Below are 23,673 nucleotides of genomic sequence, written 5' to 3'. Positions count from 1 at the left end.
AGACTGGCTGCGACCCTCACCCATCAAGGAGCTGTTATGAAACGGATACTTCCCCTGTTGCTGTTGCCCCTGGCCGTTCAGGCCGCCGAGCCGGTCTGGATCACGGTCGGCTCGGATGCCGGCCCCGAACTCAAACGAGTGGGGGCCGAGGTCGCGCCCCTGTTCAGCGCCAAGGGGAGCGCCATCCAGCTGGCCCAGGTCGAGCCCGGCCAGCTGGCCGCCCTCTCAACCCTGATGCACGAGGAGCACGCACGCTGCGGCGGCTACATGGTACACGCCAGCCTGGCCGACGCCCTGCAGGCCATGGCCCAGCCTCAGACCCTGACAAGCTTCACCGCTCCCCCGCTCGAGCGTGGCGATAGCGTGCGCCGGATGCTGCCCAATCTGGATCAGGGGCAGATCGCCGGCACCATCGGCAAGCTCTCAAGCTGGCGCAACCGTTACTACACCACCACCACAGGGGTGCAATCCGCCGATTGGGTCGCCCAGCAGTGGCGCGGGCTCACCGGAACCCTGCCCTGGGCCAGCGTCAGCCGTGTCAAGCACAGCGGTTACCCGCAACAATCCGTGGTGCTCACCCTGACGGGGAGCAAGTATCCAAACGAGGTGGTGGTGCTCGGCGGCCACCTCGACTCCACCGCCGGCTATGCCCCCAACAGCCAGACCCTGGCACCGGGCGCCGACGACGATGCCTCCGGCATCGCCACCCTGACCGAGGTGCTGCGAGTACTGGCCGATCAGGGGCGCCAGCCCGAGCGTACCCTGCAATTCATCGGCTACGCGGCGGAAGAGGTGGGGCTGCGCGGCTCCAAAGACATCGCCGGCCGCTACAAGAGCGCCGGCACTCGAGTATTGGCGGCGCTACAGCTCGACATGACCAACTATCAGGGGTCGGCCGAGGACATCGTCTTCATGACCGACTACACCGATAGCCAGCTCAACGCCTACCTGGCCCGCCTCATCGACACCTACCTGCCGGCCATCACCTATGGCTACGACAGTTGCGGCTACGGCTGCTCGGATCACGCCTCCTGGCACAATCAGGGCTACCCGGCGGCCATGCCATTCGAGTCGCGCTTTAATGACTACAACCCCAACATTCACACCCGCAACGACACCCTGCAAAACTCCGACAGCCAGGCCGGCCACGCCCTGAAGTTCGCCCAGCTGGCGGCAAGTTTCGCCGTCGAGATGGGGCGCATCGACTGACCCGCCAGACAAACGCAAGAGGGCCCGTGAGGGCCCTCTTTGCTGTGCGGATCAGAACAGGTCGAGCTGCTGACCGCAGATGCGATCAAACGAGGCCCCGACGAAGGGAAGGATGGCGTCGGCGATGGGGCGCAGCTGCTTGTCCACGTAATGCTCGTAGTCGATGGCGCTGCGCCGGTATTCGAGCGGCTCGGGGCCGCTCACCGTCATGACGTAGGCGATGGTGCCGCGATGCTGGTAGCGCAGGGGCAAGCCGCGGCGGCGGTTCTCGTCGTCGGCCAGACGCGCGGCGCGCACGTGAGGCGGCACGTTCTTCTGATACTCCTCGAGCTGCTGGCGCAGCCGCTTGCGATAGACCAGCTGGTCGTCGCGCTCCCCCTTGCGGGTGGCATCCACCGTCTGGCGCACAAAATCGCTCGGATCCTGGTCGTGAAACACCAGATTGAAGAGCTCGGACTGAAACCCCTTGGCCAGGGCCGTCCAGTCGGTGCGTACCGTCTCGAGCCCCTTGAACACCAGGTGCTCCCCCTCCCCTTCGCCCACCAGACCCGCGTAGCGCTTCTTGCTCCCCTTCTCGAGGCCGCGAATGGTTGGCATCAGGAAGCGCCGGTAGTGGGTCTCATACTGGATCTCGAGGGCACTCTCGAGATCAAACTCGGCGCGGATCTTCTCTCGCCAGCGGCGGTTGATGTGCTCCGCCAGCCCCTGGCCGATGGCGTCGGCCTCTGCGCCGCTCACCGCCTTGCCCAGGTGCACGAAGGTCGAGTCGGTGTCGCCGTAGATGACCTGATACCCCTTTGCCTCGATCCACTCACGGGTGGTCTGCATGATGCCGTGACCGCGCAGGGTAATGGAGCTCGCCAGGCGCGGATCATAGAAGCGGCAGCCCCCCGAGCCGAGCACCCCGTAGAAGGAGTTCATGATGATCTTGATGGCCTGGGAGAGGGGCTTGTTGCCCGCCCCCTTGGCCCGGTCACGCGCCTGCCACAGCCCCTCGATGAGGCCGGGCAGGAAGTGACGCTCGCGGGAGAAGAGTGCGCCGCGAAAGCCGGGAATGGCGTGATCGGGATTGCGCAGCCCCTCCACCAGCCCCATGGGGTCGATGCAGAAGGTGCGGATGATGCTCGGGTAGAGGCTCTTGAAGTCGAGCACCAGCACATGGCGATAGAGGCCGGGGGCCGAGTCCATGACATAGCCGCCCGGACTCGCCAATCCGCCATCGCGAGGCAGGTTCGGCGCCACAAAGCCGCCCCGGTGCAAACGCGGCAGGTAGAGGTTGGTGAAGGCCGCCACCGAGCCGCCGATGCGATCGAGCTCGAGGCCGGTGAGCGACGCCCGCTCCACCGCGAAGGCGATGAGATCGCAGTGCGCGAAGATCTCGTGCACCAGGCGGCAGTCTTCCAGGTTGTAGCGGGCCAGCGCCCCCTTGTCGGAATGGAACAGCTCGGTGATCTTCTGGCCCCGGTTGGCCACGTCCTCGATGTCCTTGCCGCGGCCTAGCAGCTCGCTTGCCACCGCGTCCAGACTAAAACTGGGAAACTGCCAGGTCGCGCTCTTGAGGGTGTCGACCCCATCCAGCACCATGCGCCCAGGCAGGGTCACGTTGCCGCTCTGGGGATCCTGGCGCGAGGCACGCCAGAAGGCGAGCTCGCGGCCGCGCCCGAGGCGCAGCCGCCGCTTGTGGAGATCGGCGCGGCGCAGCAGCAGGCGAAAGTCGAAGTTGACCACGTTCCAACCCATCACCAGATCCGGATCGAAGCGCTGGAACCAGCGCTCCAGGGCCGACAACAGGGCCGGCTCGTCGGCCACCCACTCCACCGGGGTCGCCATCTCCTCGGGCTCGCCAATCATGATGACCCGCTCGTCCATGGGGCTCGACAGCCCCACCGAGAAGAGGGCTCCGTCCATGGCGCACTCCACGTCGAGCGACACCCAGGAGAGGGTCGGCGCCACCTCGGCCGGGGCGCAGCGCCCGTCACTGACCTGCCAGTGGCCGCCGCGTCGGCTCGCGTGCCCCTGAAACTTGACCCCGGCGGTGATGAAGCGCTCCATCAGGTAGCGCTCGGGCAGGCGGATGTCCGCCTCGAAGTGCTCGGTGCCCTTGATGAGCAGCAGCTCCACCGCCTTGTGAAAGGCCGCCAGGGTGGGAAAGTAGAGGCCGGCGACGGGGCGGCCATCGAAGGTCTGCATCGGCAGACGGCGGGCCCGTCCGCGCAACCCGTGGGCGCGAAACAGGGTCATGGCCTCGCTCATCTGATCGGCAGGCACGAAGAAGAGGGGCTCCTGATCCGGCACCACCAGCCGCACCGGCCCCTGTGGGCTCCACAGCCAGAGGATGATCTCGGTCCGGCCCCCGTGGTCGCGGGCGTGGCGGGTGAGGATGAAGCCTTCGCTCGGGGCGACAGGTGAAGAGAGGGATTCGCTCATGGGGGCATTGTACGTTTGTACAGTACCCTGCGACAAGCTACCCCAGACTCAAGGGCCTGGGCTCGAACTCGCCCCGCTCAAGGATCCTGATGCAGGCATCCACCACGTCGGGATCGAGACGAGACCCCTTCATCCTCAGGATCTCGTCTCGGGCCTGCGCAACCCCCAGGGCGGCGCGATAGGGACGATCGGACGACATGGACTCGACGATGTCGGCCACCGTCAGGATCCGCGCCTCCAGCAGCAGCGACTCTCCCCCTATGCCACGGGGGTACCCCGAGCCATCGAGAAACTCATGATGCTGATAGATGATCTCGGCGATGGGCCAGGGAAAGGCGATCCCCTTGAGGATCTCGTAAGCGGTGGTGGGATGCTGCTTGACCAGCTCATACTCCAGCGCGGTCAGACGCCCCGGCTTGTTCAATATCTCGATGGGGATCTGGATCTTGCCCAGATCGTGGACGATGCCCGCCAGATAGAGGCCACGCAGCCGATGTGCCGTGAGCCCGAGCTCCATGCCAATGCGCAGGGCCAGCTCGGCCACCTGCTGCTGGTGACCGGCCGTGTAGGGATCGCGCTGCTCCAGGGTGGCGGCGATCGCCTCGAGCGCATCCGCCAGTGCCTTCTCCTGAACCAGGGCTTGGGCTGCGTGGGCGCGCAGCGTGGAGTGATAGGCCTCACGGGTCCAGAGGGATTCGAGACCATAGACCAGGTTGTCGGCCAGCTCGCCAAAGAGGGTGATCTCCTCCTCACCAAAGGCATGAGGGATATCGGCATAGAGGGCCAGCGCCCCCCTGCGCCCATCGCTACAAAGCAGGGGCAGCGCCAACGCGGAGCCGAGGCCAAAATGCTCGGCACGCCGCCGCCAAAAGGTCGCATGCTGGCTGCGGATGAGGTCCGCTTCGTAGATGTTGCGCCCCTCCCGCAGACAACGACCCACAGGCCCCTGCCCCACGGGCACATCATCCCAGGTCAGGGCAATCCCTTCGAGGTAACCGCTCGCCTCGCCTGCCTGGGCCGCCAACACCACGGCATGCTCCTCCCCCGGCTCGAGCCAGGCGACCAGCGCCAGGCGATAACGATCCTCCAGCACCAGCGCCTCACATACCCCTTGCTGCAGCCCCTCCACGCTCTGGGCCGTCACCAGGGCCCGGTTACAACGGCTGCTGGCCTCCATGGCCCAGACCTTTCGCCTCAGATCCCGATCGGCCCTGCCGCTCCAGGGCGTCGCGACGCTGAGCCCACACCCCACCACGGCGCCCGCCCCGTCATAGAGCGGAAACTTGGTCAGCTGCACCTGGGGTTCGCCATCACCATACGGGTAGGTGCGGCTCAGGGTCACTATCTCTCCCTGCTCGATGACCCTTTCATCCCCCTCCAACCAACTGGCGGGTAGCACCTCGTCGAGGCGTCTCCCCACCAGGGTGCCCACCGGCAGGGCCAGATCTGCCGCCAGCGGGGCACTACAACCCTGGATAACCATTGCCCGGTCCCGGACCAGAAGGCGCGTGGGCAACTGCTCCACCAGCATCCGCAGCTGGGTGGGTGGCAACCCCACCAGGGAGGGGACCGCCTCCTGGCTAAACGCTTCCCGAGCCATGGTCACCTCCTGAAAGCGGGATCTGGGGCAGATGATAGCCCGACTCGAGTAGCCCTATTGCGACCTCGACCACCCGGGCATCGAACCAGAGGCCGCTGTAATGACGCAGCTCGGCCAGCACCGCCTCCTGGTCAAACTGATGGCGAAACGGACGGTGCGAGAGCATCGCCTCTATGGTGTCGGCCACCCTTAAGATGCGAGCCTCCAGGAGGATCTCTTCCCCCTTGAGCCCCTGAGGGTAACCGCTACCATCGAGGTTCTCGTGGTGCTGCAAGATGATGTCGGCGATAGGGAGTGACAGCGGAAGCTCTCTTATCTGCTCATAGCCGTCCCGGGCATGGGCCTTCACAAATTCAAACTCGAGGGGAGTGAGGCGGCGTGGGCGCACCAGGATCTCGGCCGGCACCCGGATCAGCCCCACATCGTGGACCATGGCGGCCAATGCCAGCGCCTTGCTCTGCCGGGGGGAGAGCACCAGGCGATCGGCGATGTGCGCGGCGAGATCCATGACCCTCAGCTCATGCTCACGGGTGTTGCTGTCCCTGTGCGTCATCCCGAGCGAAAGCACCCTCATCACGGGCTCCAAGACGACGTCCTGAGACCAGAGATCGCCCTCACCCAAGAGCGCCCCCACCAGGCCCGCACTCGGCCCGCCCCCATTGCGCAGGGCCCCTTTGCAGCAGAGCAGATCCCCCTGTGAGGGCAGAGATAGCGTTTCACGATACGTCCCCCCAAAGAGGATCAACCCATGATCGAGCTGGCTCATCCGCCTTCCCCCGAGCCCGGGCCACCATGACTCGACCGGCAAGCCCAGCTGAGTGGCTTGCTCGATGCCAAGCAGTGCGTTGAAAGGGGCGTTTCCCCACACCAGATGGCCACGGGCGTCTTGAATAAAGAGGGGTAAGGGAAGTGCCTCCAGCAGGAGAGAGGGCAGCTGAAACTCGGCACTCTGAGCCAGCATCAAGGCCAACCGCTCGTGCTCACGACTGGCGCCCAGTGCCCGAGCCAGATTGGGTAACAGCGGGGATAGGCGCGACGACCAGTCGGGATGCTCCCCCTCCGCCAGCAGAAACAGCAAGAGCGTACCCTCTTCGGGGGCGAGGGTGAAAAACGCCGCGTGCGCGCCCCGCTCGGGCCAGAGCGTTGCCACCAGCTGCGCCGGCTGCGCGAGCGCATGGGCGTCGCATCGAAAGGCGGCGCCATCCGGAGGCGGCGAGGTGGCACCCAGCAGGTGAAGCGCATCGCCCTCGCGCCCCAACACCACGGCGGCCAGCGCGCCGGTGTGATGGCTGACCCGCGCCATGACGGCATCAAGCAAGGAGGATAATCGCTCCTCCTGGCCGATGATGAGTGCCAGATCCCACAGGACCTGCCACTTCACCTCATCCCACGGCTGCACCTGATTCACCCCCACCTCCCTGCGACATTAGCCTCAGCATCCCATAAGCGAAGCAAGCGAGGCATGACCCCCTCTCGGAGGCTCTCGAGAGCGAATGCCTCTATTGAGCTCCAAAAGAATACGCCATTGACGCCACCGCTAGAAGCGTCTCTTATCAATAAGCCGTTCTCCGGGGTCGGTCACGACCAATAAAAACACCCTGCGAGCTGCGCCCGCAGGGTGTTCAATCGGCGATGAGGCTGAAGGAGGGATCAGGCCTCGTCGAGCTCGACCAGCACCTTGGCCAGCTCGATGGGCTCCACTTCGGCCCCTTCCAGATCGCTGTTCCAGTTCGGGCCAATCAGCACCTCATCCTCGTCCAGATCGTTGACCCAGACGTCGAGGAACTCTTCCAGATCGATGGCATCCGGCTCGTAGTCGGCCCACTCCTCGGCACAGTGCAGTCGAGCATCGGCCTCGTTGGACCAGAGCGGCATCACATCGGCGTCTTCAAATTCGGCCGATTGGCAGACGACCCAGTCCTCACCGTAACGCAGCCCCCACAACTGGCCCGACTCACGGACCTCTTCGACAAACAGCTGGAAATTGGCGTCAAGGTTTTCTGTTAACTTGCTCATTGGAGTCTCTCTTGCACTGTGCGCGGGCCAGCGTGGCCATCTGGGGCAAATGGTCGCCCAAAACCCCTGTGGACTCAAGGGATTCGGGGAAAAAAGCCCGCCCTTTCCTCATATTCGATAGCTGCCGACCAGGGTGGAGAGCTGCCTGCTGCGCGATTCAAGCTGAACCACGGCCCGCTCCGTCTGCTCGTTATGCTCGAGGGCCCGGTGGGCAGCCTGAGCTATCGTGTCCATGTGGCTGTGGATCCCCAGCACAGAGTCGGCCTGCTGATTCGCCGCCTCGGCAATATGCCCGTTCATTCGGCTGATGGTATCGATGACGGTCGAGATATGGCCGATCACCTCGCCCATGCGAGCCGCCGAGCTGGCGGTGACGTCCGAAAGAGACTGCAACTGACCGATCTGGCCCGTCACCTGGGCCGTCCCTTCTTGCACCCTGGCTATCATGTCGCGGATCTCATCGGTCGAGGCGTGGGTGCGATTGGCCAGGGTGCGTACCTCATCGGCCACCACCGCAAAGCCGCGTCCCTGCTCCCCGGCCCGGGCCGCCTCGATGGCGGCATTGAGGGCCAGTAAGTTGGTCTGCTCGGCGACCCCGCGGATCACCTCAAGAACTTTCTCGATGCTCTGACTGTTGGAGTCCAGCTGTGACACGGCGGTGACCGAGGTCATCAGCTGGGCGGCAAGACGACCGACCGCATCGGCCGTCTCCTGCATCAGGCTCTGCCCCTCCCGGATCATCATCATGGCCTGCTCGGCCGACGCCGCCGCCTCACGGGTATGGTCGCCAATCTGGGTGCAGCCGGTCGTCACCAGCGCGATCGCCTCGGCCGCCTTCTTCGTATCCCCCACCTGTTCATTGGCGAGCCGATGGTGGCTACGTGCGACCGACGCCAGCTGGGTGGCCGCCTTGTCGTTTTCCGCCGCAATACCCTGCACCTGCTGCACCAAAGAGCCCATCTGTTCGGTGAAGCGGTTGAAGTTGCGAGCCAGCGCCGATAGCTCGTCACGCCCCTCGGCCTGTAACCTGGCCCGTAAATCCCCCTCCCCGCGTGCCAGCTCGTCGAGCGCCCCGGTCGTCGCCGCCAGCGGCGTCACGATAGAGCGCGTCAGCCACCAGAGCGCGCCGCAGAGGACGGCCAGGATCACGCCGCTGAGCGCCAACAGCCGCACCAAGACCTGCCAGTACTGCTGCTGCACGTCATCCACATAGATGCCGGTTCCGATGATCCAGTCCCAGGGCTCGAAACGCTTCACAAAGGAGATCTTGGCCACGGGCTCATCCGCCCCCGGCTTGGGCCATTGATAGGCCACATGCCCCCCTTCGCGCTGGGTCTGGGTGGCGGTCACAAACTCGACGAAGAGACGCTTGCCACTGGGATCTTTGATGGTGGAGAGATCCTGGCCATCGAGCGCCGGCTTCATCGGGTGCATCACCATGAAGGGGCGGCTGTCGTTGATCCAGAAGTAGTCATCATGGCCATAACGCAGCGCCTTGAGTGTCTGGAGCGCCGCCTGCTTGGCCTGCGCCTCATCAAGCTCCCCGGCCTCGACCCGCTTGGCGTAGCTGGCCACCAGGCTCCAGGCCGTCTCGACCTGATGACGGGTCTGCTTGCCCTTCTCCGCCATCAGACTGCGATAGTCCAGGGTGGCAGCAAGCAGGGTCAACAGGACGAGGGAGAGGACAATGAGTAGCGACACCAGCAACAGACGCTGGCGAATGGAGAGCGTTCTTAGCACACCGAGTTCCTCCGTTGAACAGGTCTAGCTACGCTATGGCATTAGGATCAAATAGTCCATTTGACTCCGCGCTCATGCATCAGGAGTTTGATAGCGGACACGAAAAAGGGGCCCAAGGGCCCCTTCTCACACATGCCGGGATCAACGCTCCCAGTACACCTCTTCCAGGCTGTCTTCCTTCTCCGGCAGGCCGCGCGACAGGCGCGGGCTGCTCTGGGCCAACACCTCGTAGCTCACCCGGTTGGCGTATTTGCACACCTGAGAGAGGGAGGAGTAGGTCAGGAAGTCGGCCACGTGCTTGGCGGAATTGGGCACGGCACTGCGGTGGTAGGCGTTGGCCACCATGTCGTGCAGCACGGCAGACAGGGCCCCGTCGCCGGCGCCGTTGGTGTTCTTGATCTTCTCCGGACCACCCATGTAGGGGGCGATGTGGGAGTAGATGCGCTTGGGCACGCGGCAGCCGCTGCGGGTCATGGGGCGGCTGAACTCGTACATGTTGAACTCGGGGATGACACCCGGCAGCAGCGACAGGGTCGTCTCGCGCTTGAAGTCATCCTCGGTATAGGCAGCCATGTAGAGGCCGACCGGACCAGCTGTGCAGAGCACCATGTCGGCCCAGTCCAGCGCCTTGTCGGCGGCGGCCAGGGGATCGGAGAAACCGGTCAGGGCCTCGCCCTCTTCTTCGTTCATGGCGAGCACGGTGACGTTCTCGCTGATGAAGTCGCGCCACCACTGGGGATCGGACTCGATGACGAAGCGGGTACCCAGGGTCAGCACCACGGGCACGCCGGCCTCGCGGGCGTAGCGCACCGCGCTCATGGCCGCCTCCTTCATGGGAGTGCCATCTTCACCGCGCACCAGATAGGCGGTGATGACCAGGGCCGAGGCCTCCTTGATGATGCTCTCGGGGATGTGAGCCACATCCAGATGGTCCATCTTGCCGGGGTTGATGCCAAAGCTGCGCTCGCCCCCGTCGGTGATGAAGGTGAAGCAGCGCCCGATGGGGCCGTCGACCGGTTGCAGGTAGTCGAGGTTGACCCGCGACGAGGTGTTGCACAGGTAACGGTAGGCATAGCTGCCGATGCGGATGTCCTGGCTCATGACCCCAAGCAGGATGGAGTGGGAGTCCGCCAGCACAGAATAGTTGTGCATGGTGTTGCCTATGGTGCCACCGGCAAACTCGCTCACCACCATGTTGTTGCTCTTGAGCTCGTCGTAGATCTGCTCGGCCACCTCGTCGGAGATGAGCATGGAGTGGCCACGGCTCAGGCCATAACGCTCGAGAAAGTCGAGGTCCACGTGGGCTTCAATGTCGACCAGCGTCTGATCAATCCCTACCACATATGCTTTGCCCCGTGCGCCGAGGGTGGCGCTTTGGGAGATGAGGGGATCGCGGCGATCCACCGGAAAGTAGTGTTTGGACTTGCGCTGACCGGGAAATTTCATGGCTCTGATCTTCGGCTGAAGGGGAAAAAGTGGGGCGCGATTCTACCACATAGCAGCGGTGCGAAAAGTCGCCCTTTTCACTTTCCTCACCAAGATGAGCCTAGCGCGAGACCGAAAACGTTTGCCATAAAAATGGCTCAGAATCCGAGATAGAGGGCCTGCCCACTCGCCAGCAACAGGGCGGTGAAGGTGGCCACCATCCCCACTTGTCGCGCCGGATTGGGGGCGCGCTTCTGCTGTACGCCAACCGCATGCAGCAAGCGTCCACCGAGCAGCAACAACCCGATGCCATGGAGCATGGGCATCGCAGCCCCGGTCAGCTCACCGCCGCCCATCAACAGCAGCACCAGGGGCACATACTCGGCGAAGTTGCCATGCGCCCGCATGGCGGCACGCAGCACGGGCTCATTGCCGTCCCCAAGCGAGACGCGATAGCGAAAACGGCAGCGAATGACCCAGGCCGACAGGCCCAGGAAGAGCAGGCCGAGCAGGCCCGCGTAGATCAGAGTAACGTGTAGCATCCTTGCATCTCCTTTCAGGCCAGTTCGCGGCAGATGAGCGACACCATCATGCGGATATGGGCCGGGTCGTCGTTAAGGGACGGAATATAGTGAAACGCCTCGCCGCCGTGTTCGAGGAACAGCTCACGGTTCTGGCCGTCGATCTCCTCCAGGGTCTCGAGGCAATCGGCCGAGAAGGCGGGGCAGACGACGTCGAGCCGTTTTATCCCCTTGGCCGGCAGGGCAGCGACCGTCTCGTCCGTATAGGGCTTGAGCCACTCCTCCTTGCCAAAGCGCGACTGGAAGGTAACGCTCCAGCTTCCCTCGGCCAGACCGAGTTCGGTGGCCAGCAGTTGGCCCGTCTCGTGGCACTGATAACCATAGGGGTCACCCTCTTCCTGATAACGCTCGGGAATGCCGTGAAACGACATCAGCAGGTGATCCCCCTGCCCCTGTTGCTCCCAGTAGCGGCGCACGCTCTGGGCCAGGGCACGGATGTAGTCCGGGTGGGCATGATAGTCGTGGATGAGGCGCATCACCGGCAGGTTGCGCTCTTTTTTCATCGCCTTGGCCCAGGCGTCGAACACGCTGGCCGTGGTGCTCACCGAATACTGGGGATAGAGGGGCAATATGATGACCCGGTTCACGCCCTGCGCCTTGAGGCTCGCCCATGCGTCGCTCATGGAGGGAGAGCCATAGGTCATGGCCAGAGCCACCGGCACCTCGACGCCCTCACGCTTGAGCTCCTGCTCCAGGGCCGTACGCTGGCGCTGGCTGATGGCCATCAGGGGTGAGCCATCGGCGCTCCAGATAGATTGGTAGAGCTTGGCCACCTTGGGGGAGCGGGTCGGCAGTATGATGAAATGGAGCAGTGGACACCAGAGGGCGCGCGGCAGATCCACCACCCGCTGGTCGTGCAAAAACTGACGGAGGAAGGCCTTGACGGCCGCTGTGGTCGGGGCAGACGGCGTGCCCAGATTGACGAGCAGGATCCCGGTTTTGGTTGTCACTTTGCTTCTCTGAATCATTGTTATAAAAAAGGGCCCTGACGGGCCCTCTTTTAATACCAAACTTTAGCCCAGCAGGGTAGCCAGTTGCTGGCTCACTGCATCGACGCTCTGGGTGCCGTCGATCTTGTGGTACTGGGTGCGGCCGGCATCGGCCTCTGTCTTGTAGAACCCGACCAGCGGAGCGGTCTGGGTGTGGTAGACGTCGAGGCGCTTGCGCACTGTGGTCTCTTCGTCGTCGGCACGGATCACCAGATCCTCGCCGGTCACGTCATCCTTGCCTTCCACCTTGGGCGGGTTGAAGACGACGTGGTAGGTGCGGCCCGAGCCCGGGTGCACGCGGCGGCCGCTCATGCGCTTGACGATCTCTTCGTCCGGCACGTCGAACTCGAGCACGAAGTCCACGTTCACACCCGCTTCCTTCATGGCCTCGGCCTGGGGAATGGTGCGCGGGAAACCGTCCAGCAGGAAGCCGTTGGCGCAATCGGCCTGGGCGATACGCTCTTTAACCAGACCGATGATGATGTCGTCGGAGACCAGTTGACCTGCGTCCATCACCGCCTTCGCCTTGAGGCCGAGCTCGGTGCCCGCCTTGATCGCGGCACGCAGCATGTCGCCGGTGGAGATCTGCGGAATACCGTGTTTTTCCATGATGAACTGAGCCTGGGTACCCTTGCCGGCACCCGGTGCCCCGAGCAGAACAATGCGCATACACGCTCCTATTGATTGGTTATTCAAATCTTTCGCGGGGGAAAAATTACACGCTTTCCCCCACTTCCACAAGACAAAGCGGGGCGAACGGCCATTTTGACGCCAGTTTGCCGGCCCGTTTGTGCCCACCCCGTCAGAGGGGTGAGTCCCTTTGGTTGAGTGAAAATGCAGCAGACATGACAAGGCCCGCCGAAGCGGGCCTTGGGGTATCAGCCGAGCAGCAGCCGGTTGACCCGGGCCACGAAGCTGGCCGGATCGGTCAGCCCACCCTGCTCCGCCAGCTGGGCCTGTTCGTGCAGCAGGGTGACCCAGTCACCGAACAGGGCCTCATCCTCGATGTCGCCCAGCTTCTTGACCAGGGCGTGCTCCGGGTTGAGCTCGAGGATGTACTTTTGCTCCGGCACCGGCTGACCGGCGGCGCGCATCAGCTTGAGCATCTGGGTGCTCATGCCGTAGGCGTCGGTGACGATGCACGACGGCGAGTCGGTCAGGCGATGGGTGACGCGCACCTCTTTGACCGCATCGCCCAGGCTCTGCTTCACCCGCTCGATGAGGCCGGCGTTGGCCTTCTCGGACGCCTCCTGGGCCTCCTTGTCGGCGGCGTCTTCCAGCTCGCCGAGATCCAGCTCGCCACGGGTGACCGAGATCATCTGCTTGCCGTCGAACTCGCTCAAGTGGCTCATCAGCCACTCGTCGACGCGATCCCACATCAGCAGCACCTCGATGCCCTTCTTGCGGAAGATCTCCAGATGCGGGCTGTTCTTGGCGGCGGCGTAAGAGTCAGCGGTGATGTAGTAGATCTTCTGCTGACCTTCCTTCATACGGCCGACGTAATCTTCCAGCGACACAGTCTGGGCCTCGCCGTCACCGGCGGTGCTGGCAAAGCGCAACAGCTTGGCGATCTCTTCGCGGTTGGCATAGTCCTCGGCCGGACCCTCTTTGAGCACGTTGCCGAACTCTTTCCAGAAGGTGGCGTACTTCTCGGCATCGTCCTTGGCGAGCTTGGAGAGCATGGAGAGCACCCGCTTGGAGCACGCCTTGCGCAGGGCTGCCGTGGTCTTGTTGTCTTGCAGGATCTCGCGGCTCACGTTGAGCGGCAGATCATTGGAGTCCAGCACCCCCTTCACGAAGCGCAGGTAGGTGGGCATGAACTGCTCGGCGTCGTCCATGATGAAGACGCGCTGCACGTAGAGTTTGAGGCCGTGCTTCTGCTCGCGGTTGTAGAGATCAAACGGGGCGCGGGCCGGCACGTAGAGCAGGCTGGTGTACTCCTGGGCACCCTCGACCCGGTTGTGGGCCCACAAGAGCGGATCCTCGAAGTCGTGGGCGATGTGCTTGTAGAACTCCTGGTACTCTTCGTCCTTGATCTCTTTCGGGTTGCGAGTCCACAGGGCGGTGGCGCGGTTGACCTGCTCCCACTCACCCGGGGTGCCGACGATGGTCTCGCCATCCTCTTCCCGATCCGGGGTGCCCTCCTTGTACATCTCCACCGGAATCGAGATGTGATCGGAGTACTTGCCCACCACGGAGCGCAGCCGCCAGTCGTCGAGAAACTCTTCTTCCTCGGCACGCAGATGCAGGATCACGTCGGTACCGCGGCTCTCCTTGGTGACATCCGCCACGGTGAAGGAGCCCTCCCCTTCGGATTCCCACTGCACGGCGCGATCAACCGGCTCGCCGGCGGCGCGGGAAACCACGGTCACCTTGTCGGCGACGATGAAGGCGGAGTAGAAACCGACCCCGAACTGACCGATCAGCTGGGAATCTTTGCTCTGGTCGCCGGAGAGGTTCTTGAAGAACTCGGCGGTGCCGGAGCGGGCGATGGTCCCCAGGTGCTCGATCACCTGGTCACGGCTCATCCCGATCCCGTTGTCGGAGATGGTCAGGGTGCGCGCGTCTTTATCGACGATGAGACGAACGCGCAGCTGACCGTCGTTCTCATACAAGGAAGCCTCGGAGAGCGCCTTGAAGCGCAGCTTGTCCGCGGCATCGGAGGCGTTGGAGATGAGCTCGCGCAGGAACACTTCTTTGTTGGAGTAGAGGCTGTGGGCCATCAGGCTCAGCAGCTGTTTGACTTCGGTCTGAAACCCGTGGGTTTCTGCATGAACGGCTTGGGTCATCGGCAATTCCTTGACGATTTCAGGTTGAACGGATTCGACAAGGAAGATGGGGGCACTCAAACGACTTTCAAGGGGCGATCACTAAAATACCGAAACGACTGCCGCACATTTGGCCAATGGTCGTCACCAAGACCAAGGCCCCGCATGGGCGGGGCCTTGAGGAACCAGACTCAAGAGTCTCAGTTGAGGGGCTGACGCCCCATCAATGAATGGGAGAGCGTGGTGCCATCCACCAGCTCCAGCTCGCCGCCGACCGGCACCCCGTGGGCAATACGGCTCACCTTGACCCCGGCGGCCCGGGCCATCTCGGCGATGTAGTAGGCGGTGGCATCCCCCTCTATGGTGGGGTTGGTGGCAAGGATCAACTCCTCAATCGCCTCGTCTTGCAAGCGGCGCTCGAGGATCTCGAGCCCGAGCTCCTCGGGGCCAATGCCATCCAGCGGCGAGAGGTGGCCCATCAGCACGAAGTAGCGCCCGCTGTAGTGTCCGGTCTGCTCGATGGCGGCCACGTCGGCCGGGCTCTCCACCACGCAGAGCAGGCCGTTCTCGGCACGTTTGGGGCTGGCGCACAGATCGCACTGCTCGTTCTCGGTGAAGGTGCGGCAATGGCTGCAGTGACCAATCTCGGTCAACGCCCGGGTCAGGGTCTGGGCCAGCCGCAGGCCGCGGCTGCGCTCGCGCTCGAGCAGCTGGAACGCCATCCGCTGGGCAGACTTGGGGCCCACACCGGGCAGCACTTGCAGGGCCTTGATCATTTCGTCAAGGAGGGGGCTGAATTTCATCGCGCTCTCGTTTTGCTCACGGTTTTGGGGCAGGACTATACCCAAACCCGGGCCCCCTTGCCATGGTCCCGGGCCAAGAGTCATGCGCCAGGTGAGCGCAGCCTGGGGTCAGCGCACTTCCAGACGTTTGACCTGCCACACCATGCGACTGTGATAACGCTCCTTGTCGAGCTCGGGGAAGTCGCTCAGGGGATAGATGATCCAGAGCGGCCCCTTGCTGCGAACCGTGAGCGCAGCGCCGTCCTGCTCGGCCGCCACCAGTACGGGATAGCGGTCAGCATCTTCCTTGGGAATAGACGCCGCATAGTCGTTGAGTGCCACGACCCACACCTCGGGGGTCTTGACGCCGGCCTGATTCAGCAAGTCCCGCAGCAGCACCCCCTTATAGGAGTGTACTCCCTCGGTCCAAGGGGTCTTGGTCTTGACACTGTGCTGTGGCAGGGCACTGAACTGCTCGCGAGTGAGGCTAAGTGGCTCGCCGCCCCCGTTGATCGTCAACAAGGGCTCGGCCCAGAGCGAGGGGGCCAGCAGCAGAAGTCCAATCCAGAAAGCGTGTAGCGTGCGCATGATGATCTCCCGTTAAAACCACCACAATCATAGCCTATGGCTCTGAATCAGAAACAAAAAGGCCCCGTTAAAACGGGGCCTTCGTCATTAAAACGGCATCTTGAAGCCGGGGGGCAGCTGCATGCCGCCAGTCAACTCGGCCATCTTGGTCTTGTTCTGCTCCTCGACACGGCGCACCGCATCGTTGAAGGCGGCTGCGATGAGATCCTCGAGCATCTCCTTGTCATCTTCCATCAGGCTGGCGTCAATATCGACACGGCGCACGCTGTGGTTACCGGTCATGGTGACCTTGACCATGCCAGCGCCAGATTCGCCGGTCACTTCCATCTCGGCCAGCTGCTCTTGCATCTTCTGCATGCGCTCTTGCATCTGCTGCGCCTGCTTCATCAGGTTACCCATTCCACCTTTACCAAACATATCTCTCGTCTCTCATCGTGAACGGATGCGGCCAGGCCGCGGGGCTTACCGAACAATATGGGGGCGGCAAGCATTTTTTCAAGCCGGGCGAGCCCGGAGGATGCGTCAGCACGGCTGACATCAGTCAGTCAGTGGCTCGATAGAATCGATATGGAGCTCGGCCCCGAAGCGCTGACGCAGAAACTGGATATGGGGGTCTCCCTGCATATCTCCCCTGGCCTGCTCGAGCGCCTGCATATAGAGGCGATGCTCGATCTCGAGCGGCGTCTCCTGCCCCTCGACGACCCCGAGCTCCACCTCGACCCGCACCGCTTCGCCGAGCGCCGGCATCAGGTGCTCGGCCAGGGCCTGGCACGCCTTGTCGCTGACCAGATGGCGCTGCTCGGGCTTGAGGGTCAGGTGCAGCAGGCCGGGCTCCTGACGCAGGATGGAGTTAATAGCGAGCTGACGCAGTCGCCCCCCAACCTGAGTGTGGGAGATGAGCTCGGCCCAGGGGTCACCGCAGTGAGCCAGCAGCGTGGAGGGAATGAGGCGTTCACCAAAATCCCCCTGCTCCTCCTCGCCTTCGAGCTCATCCCAGTCGATGGGGAGTCGCTCGGGGGACACGGGTTCACGCGCCTCGAACGCGGGCTCGGGCTGCGCGAGCGGCTCGGGGGCGATCACTGGCGCCGGGGCATCCTCCAACGGCCAAGGGGGCAGATCATCGACCAGAGGGGCGGATGCGGGGGCCCCGCCACCGGCCATGGCCGCCTCATAGTCGCTCCAGAGCTGGCCGTCATCCTCCTCTTCCTCCAACGGCGCGAAGGCGGGATCCACCGGGGCAGGACGCGAGGGCTCGGGCCTTGGCACCGGCGCCATCACTGGAGCCTGTGGCTGGCGCGTCGGCGCGGCCGACGGGGTACGTGCCTGAGCCGGCTCCCCGCGCACCCGGCTGCGCAGCATATTTTTCTTGCCAAGCAGCGCCAGGGCGCTCGACACCTGGGGCTCGGGTGCCGGGGGGGCAGGCTCCTCAGACGCCTCGGGAGGCGCAGGATCCTCGGTCTCCTGCGGCGCAGGCAGGCCATAGCCCATCTGCTCGGCCTGTTGCATCAGCTCGGCCTGCTCGGCAAAGAGGGCGTGCTCGGCGGGCTCAGGCGCTCCCGCCACCATGGGCTTTCCCGTTTCGGCAGCGACCACCGGCGCAGGGGTAACCTCGTCCGCCGCCGTCCGGGGCTCGGCAGGTAGCAACTCGCCAGCAGGGGCCATCGCCTGTGTCGGGGTTGCCATCATGCCACCCAGCGGGGCCATGGCCTGGGCGGCCGGGCTGAAGCTCGCCGGCGGTAGCGCGACCCGGCGGGGCGAGAAGGCGAGCATGCGCAGCACCGTCATCTCGAGGCCGGAGCGACCATCCGGGGCCCAGGGCAGCTCCTTGCGACCGTTGAGGGCGATCTGGTAACAGAGCTGCACCTCTTCGGGGCTCATGGTCTGGGCCAACAGACGCAGGGCGTCGGCATCGCCTCCCTCTTCCTGCACGCTCGAGGGGAGCAGCTGGGCCAGCGCGGTGCGGTGCAGCAGGGCCTCCAGCTCGGCGTGCAGCTGATCAAAATCGGGTCCCAGGGTCGCCATCTCGGCCACCTTGGCTATGGCGGCCGGCGCATCCTGGCGCAGCACCGCCTCCACCAGCTGATAGAGGTGGCGATGATCCAGGGTGCCAAGCATGGCCAGCACGCTCTCGAGGCGAACGCTGCCGTTACCGTGGGCCAGGGCCTGGTCGGTCAGGCTCAGGGCATCACGCATGCTGCCGTCGGCCGCCTTGGCCAGGGCCAGCAGGGCGCGCGGCTCGAACGGCTGCGCCTCCCTGTCCAGCACCCATTCGAGCTGTTTGGCGATCAGGGTCTGATCCAGGCTCTTCAAGTGGAACTGCAAACAGCGAGAGAGGATGGTGATGGGCAGTTTCTGGGGATCCGTGGTCGCCAACAGAAACTTCACATAGGGAGGCGGCTCTTCCAGCGTCTTGAGCAGCGCATTGAAGCTATGGCGCGAGAGCATGTGCACTTCGTCGATGAGATAGACCTTGAAGCGACCGCGTGCCGGGCGATACTGGACGTTGTCGAGCAGTTCCCGGGTGTCTTCCACCTTGGTACGCGACGCCGCATCGATCTCCAGCAGATCGACGAAGTTGCCTTGATCGATCTCGCGGCAGGTGTCACAGACGCCGCACGGATGACTGCTCACCCCCTGCTCACAGTTGAGGCTCTTGGCCAGGATACGGGCAATGGTGGTCTTGCCGACCCCTCGGGTGCCACTCAGCAGATAGGCATGGTGCAGTCGTCCCTGCTCCAGGGCATTGGTGAGGGCGGTCAGCACATGCTGCTGACCCACCACCTGGTCGAATGTACGGGGGCGCCACTTGCGGGCCAGGACCTGATAGCTCATTGCACTCCATCTGGGGCTGGGAGGGTATTGGCGGCGATGCTAACACAAAGGGGGCGACGGCAATACCGTCCGGGGGGCGAACCGGGCCCGAGTGAGCGGATTTACGACATCCAGAAACGCCAAGGGCCACCCTGAGGTGGCCCTTGGCGGGACGAGCGGGCTTACTCCCCCTCGAACTCGACCAGGCTCAACACCTTGACGCCGGCAGAGGTCAGGCGCGCATGGCCACCCAGCTCGGGCAGGGAGATGACGAAGGCCGCATCGACAACGTCACCACCGGCGCGACGGATAAGCTTGACCGCAGCGTCGACGGTGCCGCCGGTCGCCAACAGGTCATCGACCACCAGCACCTTGTCACCGGGCACGATGGCATCGGTGTGCATCTGCAGGGTGTCCTGGCCGTACTCCAGCTCGTAGGACTCCTCGATCACCTCGCGCGGCAGCTTGCCCGGCTTGCGCACCGGTACGAAGCCAACGCCGAGGGCACAGGCGACCGGCGCACCGAAGATAAAACCGCGCGCCTCGGTACCCACTACCTTGGTGATGCCCTGATCCTGATAGTGATTCACCAGCAGATCGATGGTGGTACGAAATGCCTTGGCATCTTCCACCAGACTGGTGATGTCGCGAAACATGATGCCCGGCTTGGGATAGTCGGGAATGGTTTTGATGCTGTTTTCGAGAAACTTCAGGGTATCCGGGTTCATGTTGTAACCGTTGATTCGATTCGCCTCGGCGAAAAACAAAAAAGCCCGTCATCGCAAAAATGACAGGCCAACTCCATTGCATTTTGCCGCCATAGCTTAGGCACTTCACTCCTTCAATGCAACTGGCTCGACCAGGGGCAAACGATTGATCCAAGTGAGCAGGATCACCATTATCGCCACGAGCAGGACACGCCCCCGGATATCGGGTATCAGGATCAGCGAGAGTGAGAAGGTCATCACTATAAAGACGTTGGCACGCCGCCGGGCCGAGCGCCGTATGCCCCTGTGCTGCTGCCAGTCAAGGATCAGGGGACCGAAGTAGCGGTGGTCCAGTAACCAGGCGTGAAACCGCGGCGACGAGCGGGCGAAGAGGGCGGCGGCCAGCAGTACGAAAGGGGTGGTGGGCAGCAGGGGAAGCACAATCCCAATCACCCCCGTGATGAGACTGAGCCAACCAAGCAACATCAAGAGTGTCTTCATCTCGCTCCTCCTCAGAGTGCCGCCATCCTAGCAGAGATGGTGGCTGACAGGCGCCCCCCTTGCCACTACAATCTCGCCTCCTTTTTCACGCAGGCAGCCATCTTCATGCACGTCACTCTGGCCCCCATGCAGGGGGTACTCGATCATCTCATGCGCGAGACCCTCACCGCCGTCAACGACTACGACCTCTGTATCAGCGAGTTCGTGCGGGTGGTCGATCAGCTGCTGCCTGCCAAGGTCTATTACCGGCTCTGTCCCGAACTCAAGCAGGGAGGCAAGACCCGAGCCGGCACCCCGGTGCGGGTACAGCTGCTGGGGCAACACCCAGAGTGGATGGCCGAAAACGCCCTGCGCGCCGTGGAGCTCGGCTCGCCCGGGGTCGATCTCAACTTCGGCTGCCCCGCCCCCACGGTCAACAAGAGCCAGGGCGGCGCCGTGCTGCTCAAGACCCCCGAGACGGTGCACGCCATCGTGCGGGCGGTGCGCGATGTGGTGCCGGCGCACCTGCCGGTGAGCGCCAAGATCCGCCTCGGCTTCGAGGACAAGTCCCTGCACATGGAAAACGCCGACGCCGTCTATCAGGGCGGTGCCAACGAGCTGGCAGTGCATGCCCGCACCAAGGTCGAGGCCTACCGCCCTCCGGCCCACTGGGAATACGTGGACGCCATCCGCCGCGCCCTGCCCATCCCGGTCACCGCCAACGGCGAGATCTGGAACCACGCCGATGCCCTGCGCTGCCGCGAGGTGTCAGGGTGCGATCGCCTGATGGTCGGCCGCGGCGCCCTGTCACTGCCCAACCTTGCCGACGTGATGAAGCAAGGGTGCGGTCACATGAGCTGGGCCGAGGTATTGAGGCTCATGGTGCGCTATAGCGAACAGGATCTGGCCGGTGACAAGGCCGACTACTACCCGAGCCGCATCAAGCAGTGGTTTAGCTATCTGAAACGAGAGTACGTCGAAGCCGATGAGCTGTTTCTCTCTCTTCGTACCTATAAAGAGACAGATCCGATCCGCCATGCCCTGCTTCAGGCGGCAGAAAAGCTTGGCTAACCATGGCTAACTTGACTCATGTCATTCTGAGCCCCACTCGGCCTCCCTATACTGAGCGCACTGTTGTTAGCCTGTTGGGGGCATTGTGTGTGAACTGAGTGAGGCTCGGCTGGACGAATGGCATCGCCGTCTCGAATCCCTGTTGGCCGACGCACGCGCCGAGCTGGTCGCCCTGATGGTGGCGGCACGAGCAGGAGAAGCTGGGCCCGATCTGGCCCTGTGTGATACCGAGCAGCTGATCGGCCTGGGGCAACGACTCCTGCCCAATCAGAGCTCGTCCCTGATTGCACGGCTGCTCCATATCGAAGCCGCGCTCTGTCAGATGGAGCTGGGGCTCTACGGGCTCTGCTCCGATTGCGAGGAGCCGCTCTCCGGCGCGGCGTTGGACCAGGATCCGGCCCTGCAGCGTTGCCCGAGCTGCGAGCGACGCTACCTTAAGGGTAATCACGCCCACGAGTTGTAATTATCCCGCCTCTGGCTGGTGAGCCGCACTCCCCTGCTCAATACTCTGGGGAGTGATTCCAGCAGGGGGCCTCTTGTGTTTCGTCTACTCCTACTCCTCTCTTTGTTGCTTCCCCTGCAGGCCCATGAGTCTGCCCAGCCACATCCGCTCCTGCGCGTCGGCTGGACCAATTGGTACCCCTATGCCTATCGCAGTGGCGAGAGCCTGACCGGCCTGGATGTGGAGCTGACCCGTCTCATCCTGGAAGAGGCTGGCTTCACCCCCCAATTTATCGAGATGCCCTGGGCCAGGGTGCTGCGCGAGGTGGAATTTGGCTCGATTGACCTGGGAATGTCGGCCAATCAGACCGAGCAGCGCGCCCGCTACGCCCGTTTCTCCTTGCCGTATCGCTCCGAGCTGACCGTCTTGATGATCCATCGCCCCCAGTTGCCCCAATGGCGGCATCTCAAGCGGCTGGATGATCTCATCGGGCGGGACGATTTCCTGATTGGGGTGCTCAAGGGGTTTGACTACGGCGAGACCTTTCGTCCCCTGCTGTCTGATCCCCGCGTCCAGAGCCAGCTGCAGGTTCGCATGCGCCTCGAGCAGTTGGTCCGTCTGCTGCTGTCAGATAGGATCCAGGGCGCCATCATGGATCCGGGCACCCTCATCAGACTGAGGCACACGGCGCTGCCCCTCGATGAGCTCTACCCGCTGATGACGCCCCAAATCACCCCGGTTCACCTCATCATGAGTCTCAAGAAGACCGATGAGATACAAAAGGCCCGGATCGATGCCTCGATCCGGGCCTTATTGGCCGACAAGCCACGCTATCAGGCCATACTGAAACGCTTCGGGGCCGACCTCCCCTTACACGCTATGTCGATAGGAGATGCCCCACCAGCTCACGCCGCCAACCGGTAAGCAGGGCCGGCGGCTCGACCGCGGCGCGCTCGTCTGCGGTCATGCGCCAGCTCCAGGTGAAATACTGGTGAATGGTCTTCTTGCTGGCGATGAGCTCGGGCGGCACGCCGCACTCCTTGGACTTCTCTTCCACCAGCGCCTTGATGCGCTTGAGCTCCCCCTTGTACTGGGGGAAGTCCACCAGACGGCGGATCCGCTCTGGCCAGCTCTCGGGATCGCTCCCTTGCACCTTGGCGACGATATCGAGCAGTCGCTTGCCATGGATCTTGATCTCGATAGGCAGCAGGCCGAGCTCGTTAAGATCGCGCAAAGAGGCCGGGCGGCGCTCGGCCACCTTGTAGAGATGCAGCTCCTTGACCACGAAGTTCACCGCCAGATCGCGGCGCACCGCCTCCTGCTGACGCCAGGCCGCCAGTTCGCGCAGGATGGCGAGCTCACGGCGCCCCAGCTGCCAGGCGTTGCCGATGTCCAGATACGCCTGATAGGGATCGCTGATGGCCACCTTGCGGGCGCAGTGGCTGCGGCACTCCTCCTCAAACCAGGCCTGCTTGCCGCTCTCGGCGAGCCGCGCCATCACCTTCTGGTAGAGAGGCACCAGATAGAAGACATCGGCCGCCGCATAGTCGAGCTGGCGTGCACTCAAGGGGCGAGCCAGCCAGTCGGTGCGGGCCTGATCCTTGGTCAGCTCCACCCCGATAAAATCCTTGACCAGGGCACCAAAGCCCACCGAAACGCCGTAACCGAGGAAGGCGGCGGCGAGCTGAGTGTCGTGCATCAGGGCCGGCAGGTGGCCCGCCTCGTGCTGAATGAGCTCGAGATCTTCGCCCGAGGCGTGCAGCACGCTGAGACGACCCGGCTCACCCAGGACTTTCCACAGGGGCGACATGTCGACGGCCAGCGGGTCGATCAGGGCCAGCTGGTGGCCGTCGTAGATCTGGAACAGACCGAGCTGGGGGTAATAGGTGCGGGTGCGTACAAATTCGGTATCGATGGCGAGCGGACCGTCCGCAAGCTGGGCCAGATAGGCCTCGAGTCGGGTCTGCTCGGAAATCAGTTGGTATTGCATGGCCTCGCCTTGTACTGACCTGCCCCGAAAACAACAGCGCCGTGGGG

The 23,673-nt window shown here is 63.7% G+C and carries 21 protein-coding genes; 4 read left to right on the top strand and 17 right to left on the bottom strand.

Annotation, left to right across the window (positions count from 1 at the left end):
* The first annotated feature begins 36 nt into the window (after nt 1-36).
* On the top strand, nt 37-1,209 hold the full coding sequence (locus BN1121_RS03615; protein ID WP_005354575.1) for a M28 family metallopeptidase: 1,173 nt from the start codon (nt 37-39) through the stop codon (nt 1,207-1,209).
* Between the two features lie 51 nt (nt 1,210-1,260).
* Here BN1121_RS03615 and BN1121_RS03610 read toward each other — a convergent pair whose 3' ends face one another.
* The 16 genes from BN1121_RS03610 to BN1121_RS03535 all read right to left on the bottom strand — a co-directional run bounded on the left by BN1121_RS03610 (nt 1,261) and on the right by BN1121_RS03535 (nt 20,144).
* Nucleotides 1,261-3,636: a DNA polymerase II gene (locus BN1121_RS03610; protein ID WP_005354577.1), complete on the bottom strand. Its 2,376-nt coding sequence runs from the start codon at nt 3,634-3,636 to the stop codon at nt 1,261-1,263.
* Nucleotides 3,637-3,673: 37 nt separating this feature from the next.
* Nucleotides 3,674-5,236 carry an HD domain-containing phosphohydrolase gene (locus BN1121_RS03605; protein WP_005354580.1) on the bottom strand — a complete coding sequence of 521 codons (1,563 nt, stop codon included), beginning with the start codon at nt 5,234-5,236 and terminating at the stop codon, nt 3,674-3,676.
* On the bottom strand, nt 5,217-6,644 hold the full coding sequence (locus tag BN1121_RS18965) for an HD-GYP domain-containing protein (protein WP_005354582.1): 1,428 nt from the start codon (nt 6,642-6,644) through the stop codon (nt 5,217-5,219). The genes BN1121_RS03605 and BN1121_RS18965 overlap by 20 nt, the downstream gene beginning before the upstream one ends.
* A gap of 242 nt (nt 6,645-6,886) precedes the next feature.
* Nucleotides 6,887-7,252, bottom strand: a complete 366-nt coding sequence (locus BN1121_RS03595; protein ID WP_005354584.1) for a DUF2750 domain-containing protein — start codon at nt 7,250-7,252, stop codon at nt 6,887-6,889.
* 108 nt (nt 7,253-7,360) lie between these two features.
* Nucleotides 7,361-8,992, bottom strand: coding sequence for a methyl-accepting chemotaxis protein (locus tag BN1121_RS03590; protein ID WP_005354586.1), 1,632 nt, complete (start codon nt 8,990-8,992; stop codon nt 7,361-7,363).
* Nucleotides 8,993-9,133: 141 nt separating this feature from the next.
* On the bottom strand, nt 9,134-10,438 hold the full coding sequence (locus BN1121_RS03585; RefSeq protein ID WP_005354588.1) for an inosine/guanosine kinase: 1,305 nt from the start codon (nt 10,436-10,438) through the stop codon (nt 9,134-9,136).
* A gap of 137 nt (nt 10,439-10,575) precedes the next feature.
* Entirely contained in the window at nt 10,576-10,959 is a 384-nt protein-coding gene (locus BN1121_RS03580) for an MAPEG family protein (protein ID WP_005354590.1), read from the bottom strand.
* A gap of 14 nt (nt 10,960-10,973) precedes the next feature.
* The gene (hemH, locus tag BN1121_RS03575) at nt 10,974-11,948 is read right to left on the bottom strand and encodes a ferrochelatase (protein WP_005354593.1); all 975 of its coding nucleotides are present in this window, start codon (nt 11,946-11,948) and stop codon (nt 10,974-10,976) included.
* Between the two features lie 63 nt (nt 11,949-12,011).
* Nucleotides 12,012-12,656: an adenylate kinase gene (gene adk / locus BN1121_RS03570; RefSeq protein ID WP_005354594.1), complete on the bottom strand. Its 645-nt coding sequence runs from the start codon at nt 12,654-12,656 to the stop codon at nt 12,012-12,014.
* Nucleotides 12,657-12,865: 209 nt separating this feature from the next.
* On the bottom strand, nt 12,866-14,776 hold the full coding sequence (htpG, locus tag BN1121_RS03565) for a molecular chaperone HtpG (RefSeq protein WP_005354596.1): 1,911 nt from the start codon (nt 14,774-14,776) through the stop codon (nt 12,866-12,868).
* 179 nt (nt 14,777-14,955) lie between these two features.
* On the bottom strand, nt 14,956-15,558 hold the full coding sequence (recR, locus tag BN1121_RS03560; protein WP_005354598.1) for a recombination mediator RecR: 603 nt from the start codon (nt 15,556-15,558) through the stop codon (nt 14,956-14,958).
* A 108-nt stretch (nt 15,559-15,666) separates the two neighbouring features.
* On the bottom strand, nt 15,667-16,125 hold the full coding sequence (locus BN1121_RS03555) for a putative pterin-binding protein (RefSeq protein ID WP_005354600.1): 459 nt from the start codon (nt 16,123-16,125) through the stop codon (nt 15,667-15,669).
* An 87-nt stretch (nt 16,126-16,212) separates the two neighbouring features.
* Nucleotides 16,213-16,542 carry a YbaB/EbfC family nucleoid-associated protein gene (locus BN1121_RS03550; RefSeq protein WP_005354602.1) on the bottom strand — a complete coding sequence of 110 codons (330 nt, stop codon included), beginning with the start codon at nt 16,540-16,542 and terminating at the stop codon, nt 16,213-16,215.
* A gap of 120 nt (nt 16,543-16,662) precedes the next feature.
* On the bottom strand, nt 16,663-18,957 hold the full coding sequence (gene dnaX, locus BN1121_RS03545) for a DNA polymerase III subunit gamma/tau (protein ID WP_005354603.1): 2,295 nt from the start codon (nt 18,955-18,957) through the stop codon (nt 16,663-16,665).
* Between the two features lie 161 nt (nt 18,958-19,118).
* On the bottom strand, nt 19,119-19,664 hold the full coding sequence (gene apt / locus BN1121_RS03540; protein WP_005354605.1) for an adenine phosphoribosyltransferase: 546 nt from the start codon (nt 19,662-19,664) through the stop codon (nt 19,119-19,121).
* A gap of 105 nt (nt 19,665-19,769) precedes the next feature.
* Entirely contained in the window at nt 19,770-20,144 is a 375-nt protein-coding gene (locus tag BN1121_RS03535; protein ID WP_005354608.1) for a YbaN family protein, read from the bottom strand.
* A gap of 105 nt (nt 20,145-20,249) precedes the next feature.
* Here BN1121_RS03535 and dusC point away from each other — a divergent pair, with 105 nt between their 5' ends.
* From dusC to BN1121_RS03520, 3 genes are all read left to right on the top strand, one after another.
* The gene (dusC, locus tag BN1121_RS03530) at nt 20,250-21,194 is read left to right on the top strand and encodes a tRNA dihydrouridine(16) synthase DusC (protein WP_005354610.1); all 945 of its coding nucleotides are present in this window, start codon (nt 20,250-20,252) and stop codon (nt 21,192-21,194) included.
* A gap of 85 nt (nt 21,195-21,279) precedes the next feature.
* The gene (locus BN1121_RS03525) at nt 21,280-21,657 is read left to right on the top strand and encodes a hypothetical protein (RefSeq protein WP_005354612.1); all 378 of its coding nucleotides are present in this window, start codon (nt 21,280-21,282) and stop codon (nt 21,655-21,657) included.
* A 75-nt stretch (nt 21,658-21,732) separates the two neighbouring features.
* On the top strand, nt 21,733-22,560 hold the full coding sequence (locus BN1121_RS03520) for a substrate-binding periplasmic protein (protein ID WP_005354614.1): 828 nt from the start codon (nt 21,733-21,735) through the stop codon (nt 22,558-22,560).
* Here the strand turns inward: BN1121_RS03520 and rnd are convergent.
* Entirely contained in the window at nt 22,514-23,626 is a 1,113-nt protein-coding gene (gene rnd / locus BN1121_RS03515; protein WP_005354616.1) for a ribonuclease D, read from the bottom strand. The genes BN1121_RS03520 and rnd overlap by 47 nt on opposite strands.
* Between the last annotated feature and the right edge of the window lie 47 nt (nt 23,627-23,673).

Source organism: Aeromonas diversa CDC 2478-85 (genome assembly GCF_000819805.1).
GTDB classification, from domain to species: domain Bacteria; phylum Pseudomonadota; class Gammaproteobacteria; order Enterobacterales; family Aeromonadaceae; genus Aeromonas; species Aeromonas diversa.
The sequence above is the reverse complement of the archived record's forward strand: the minus strand, read 5'-3'. Positions and strand labels throughout refer to the sequence as shown.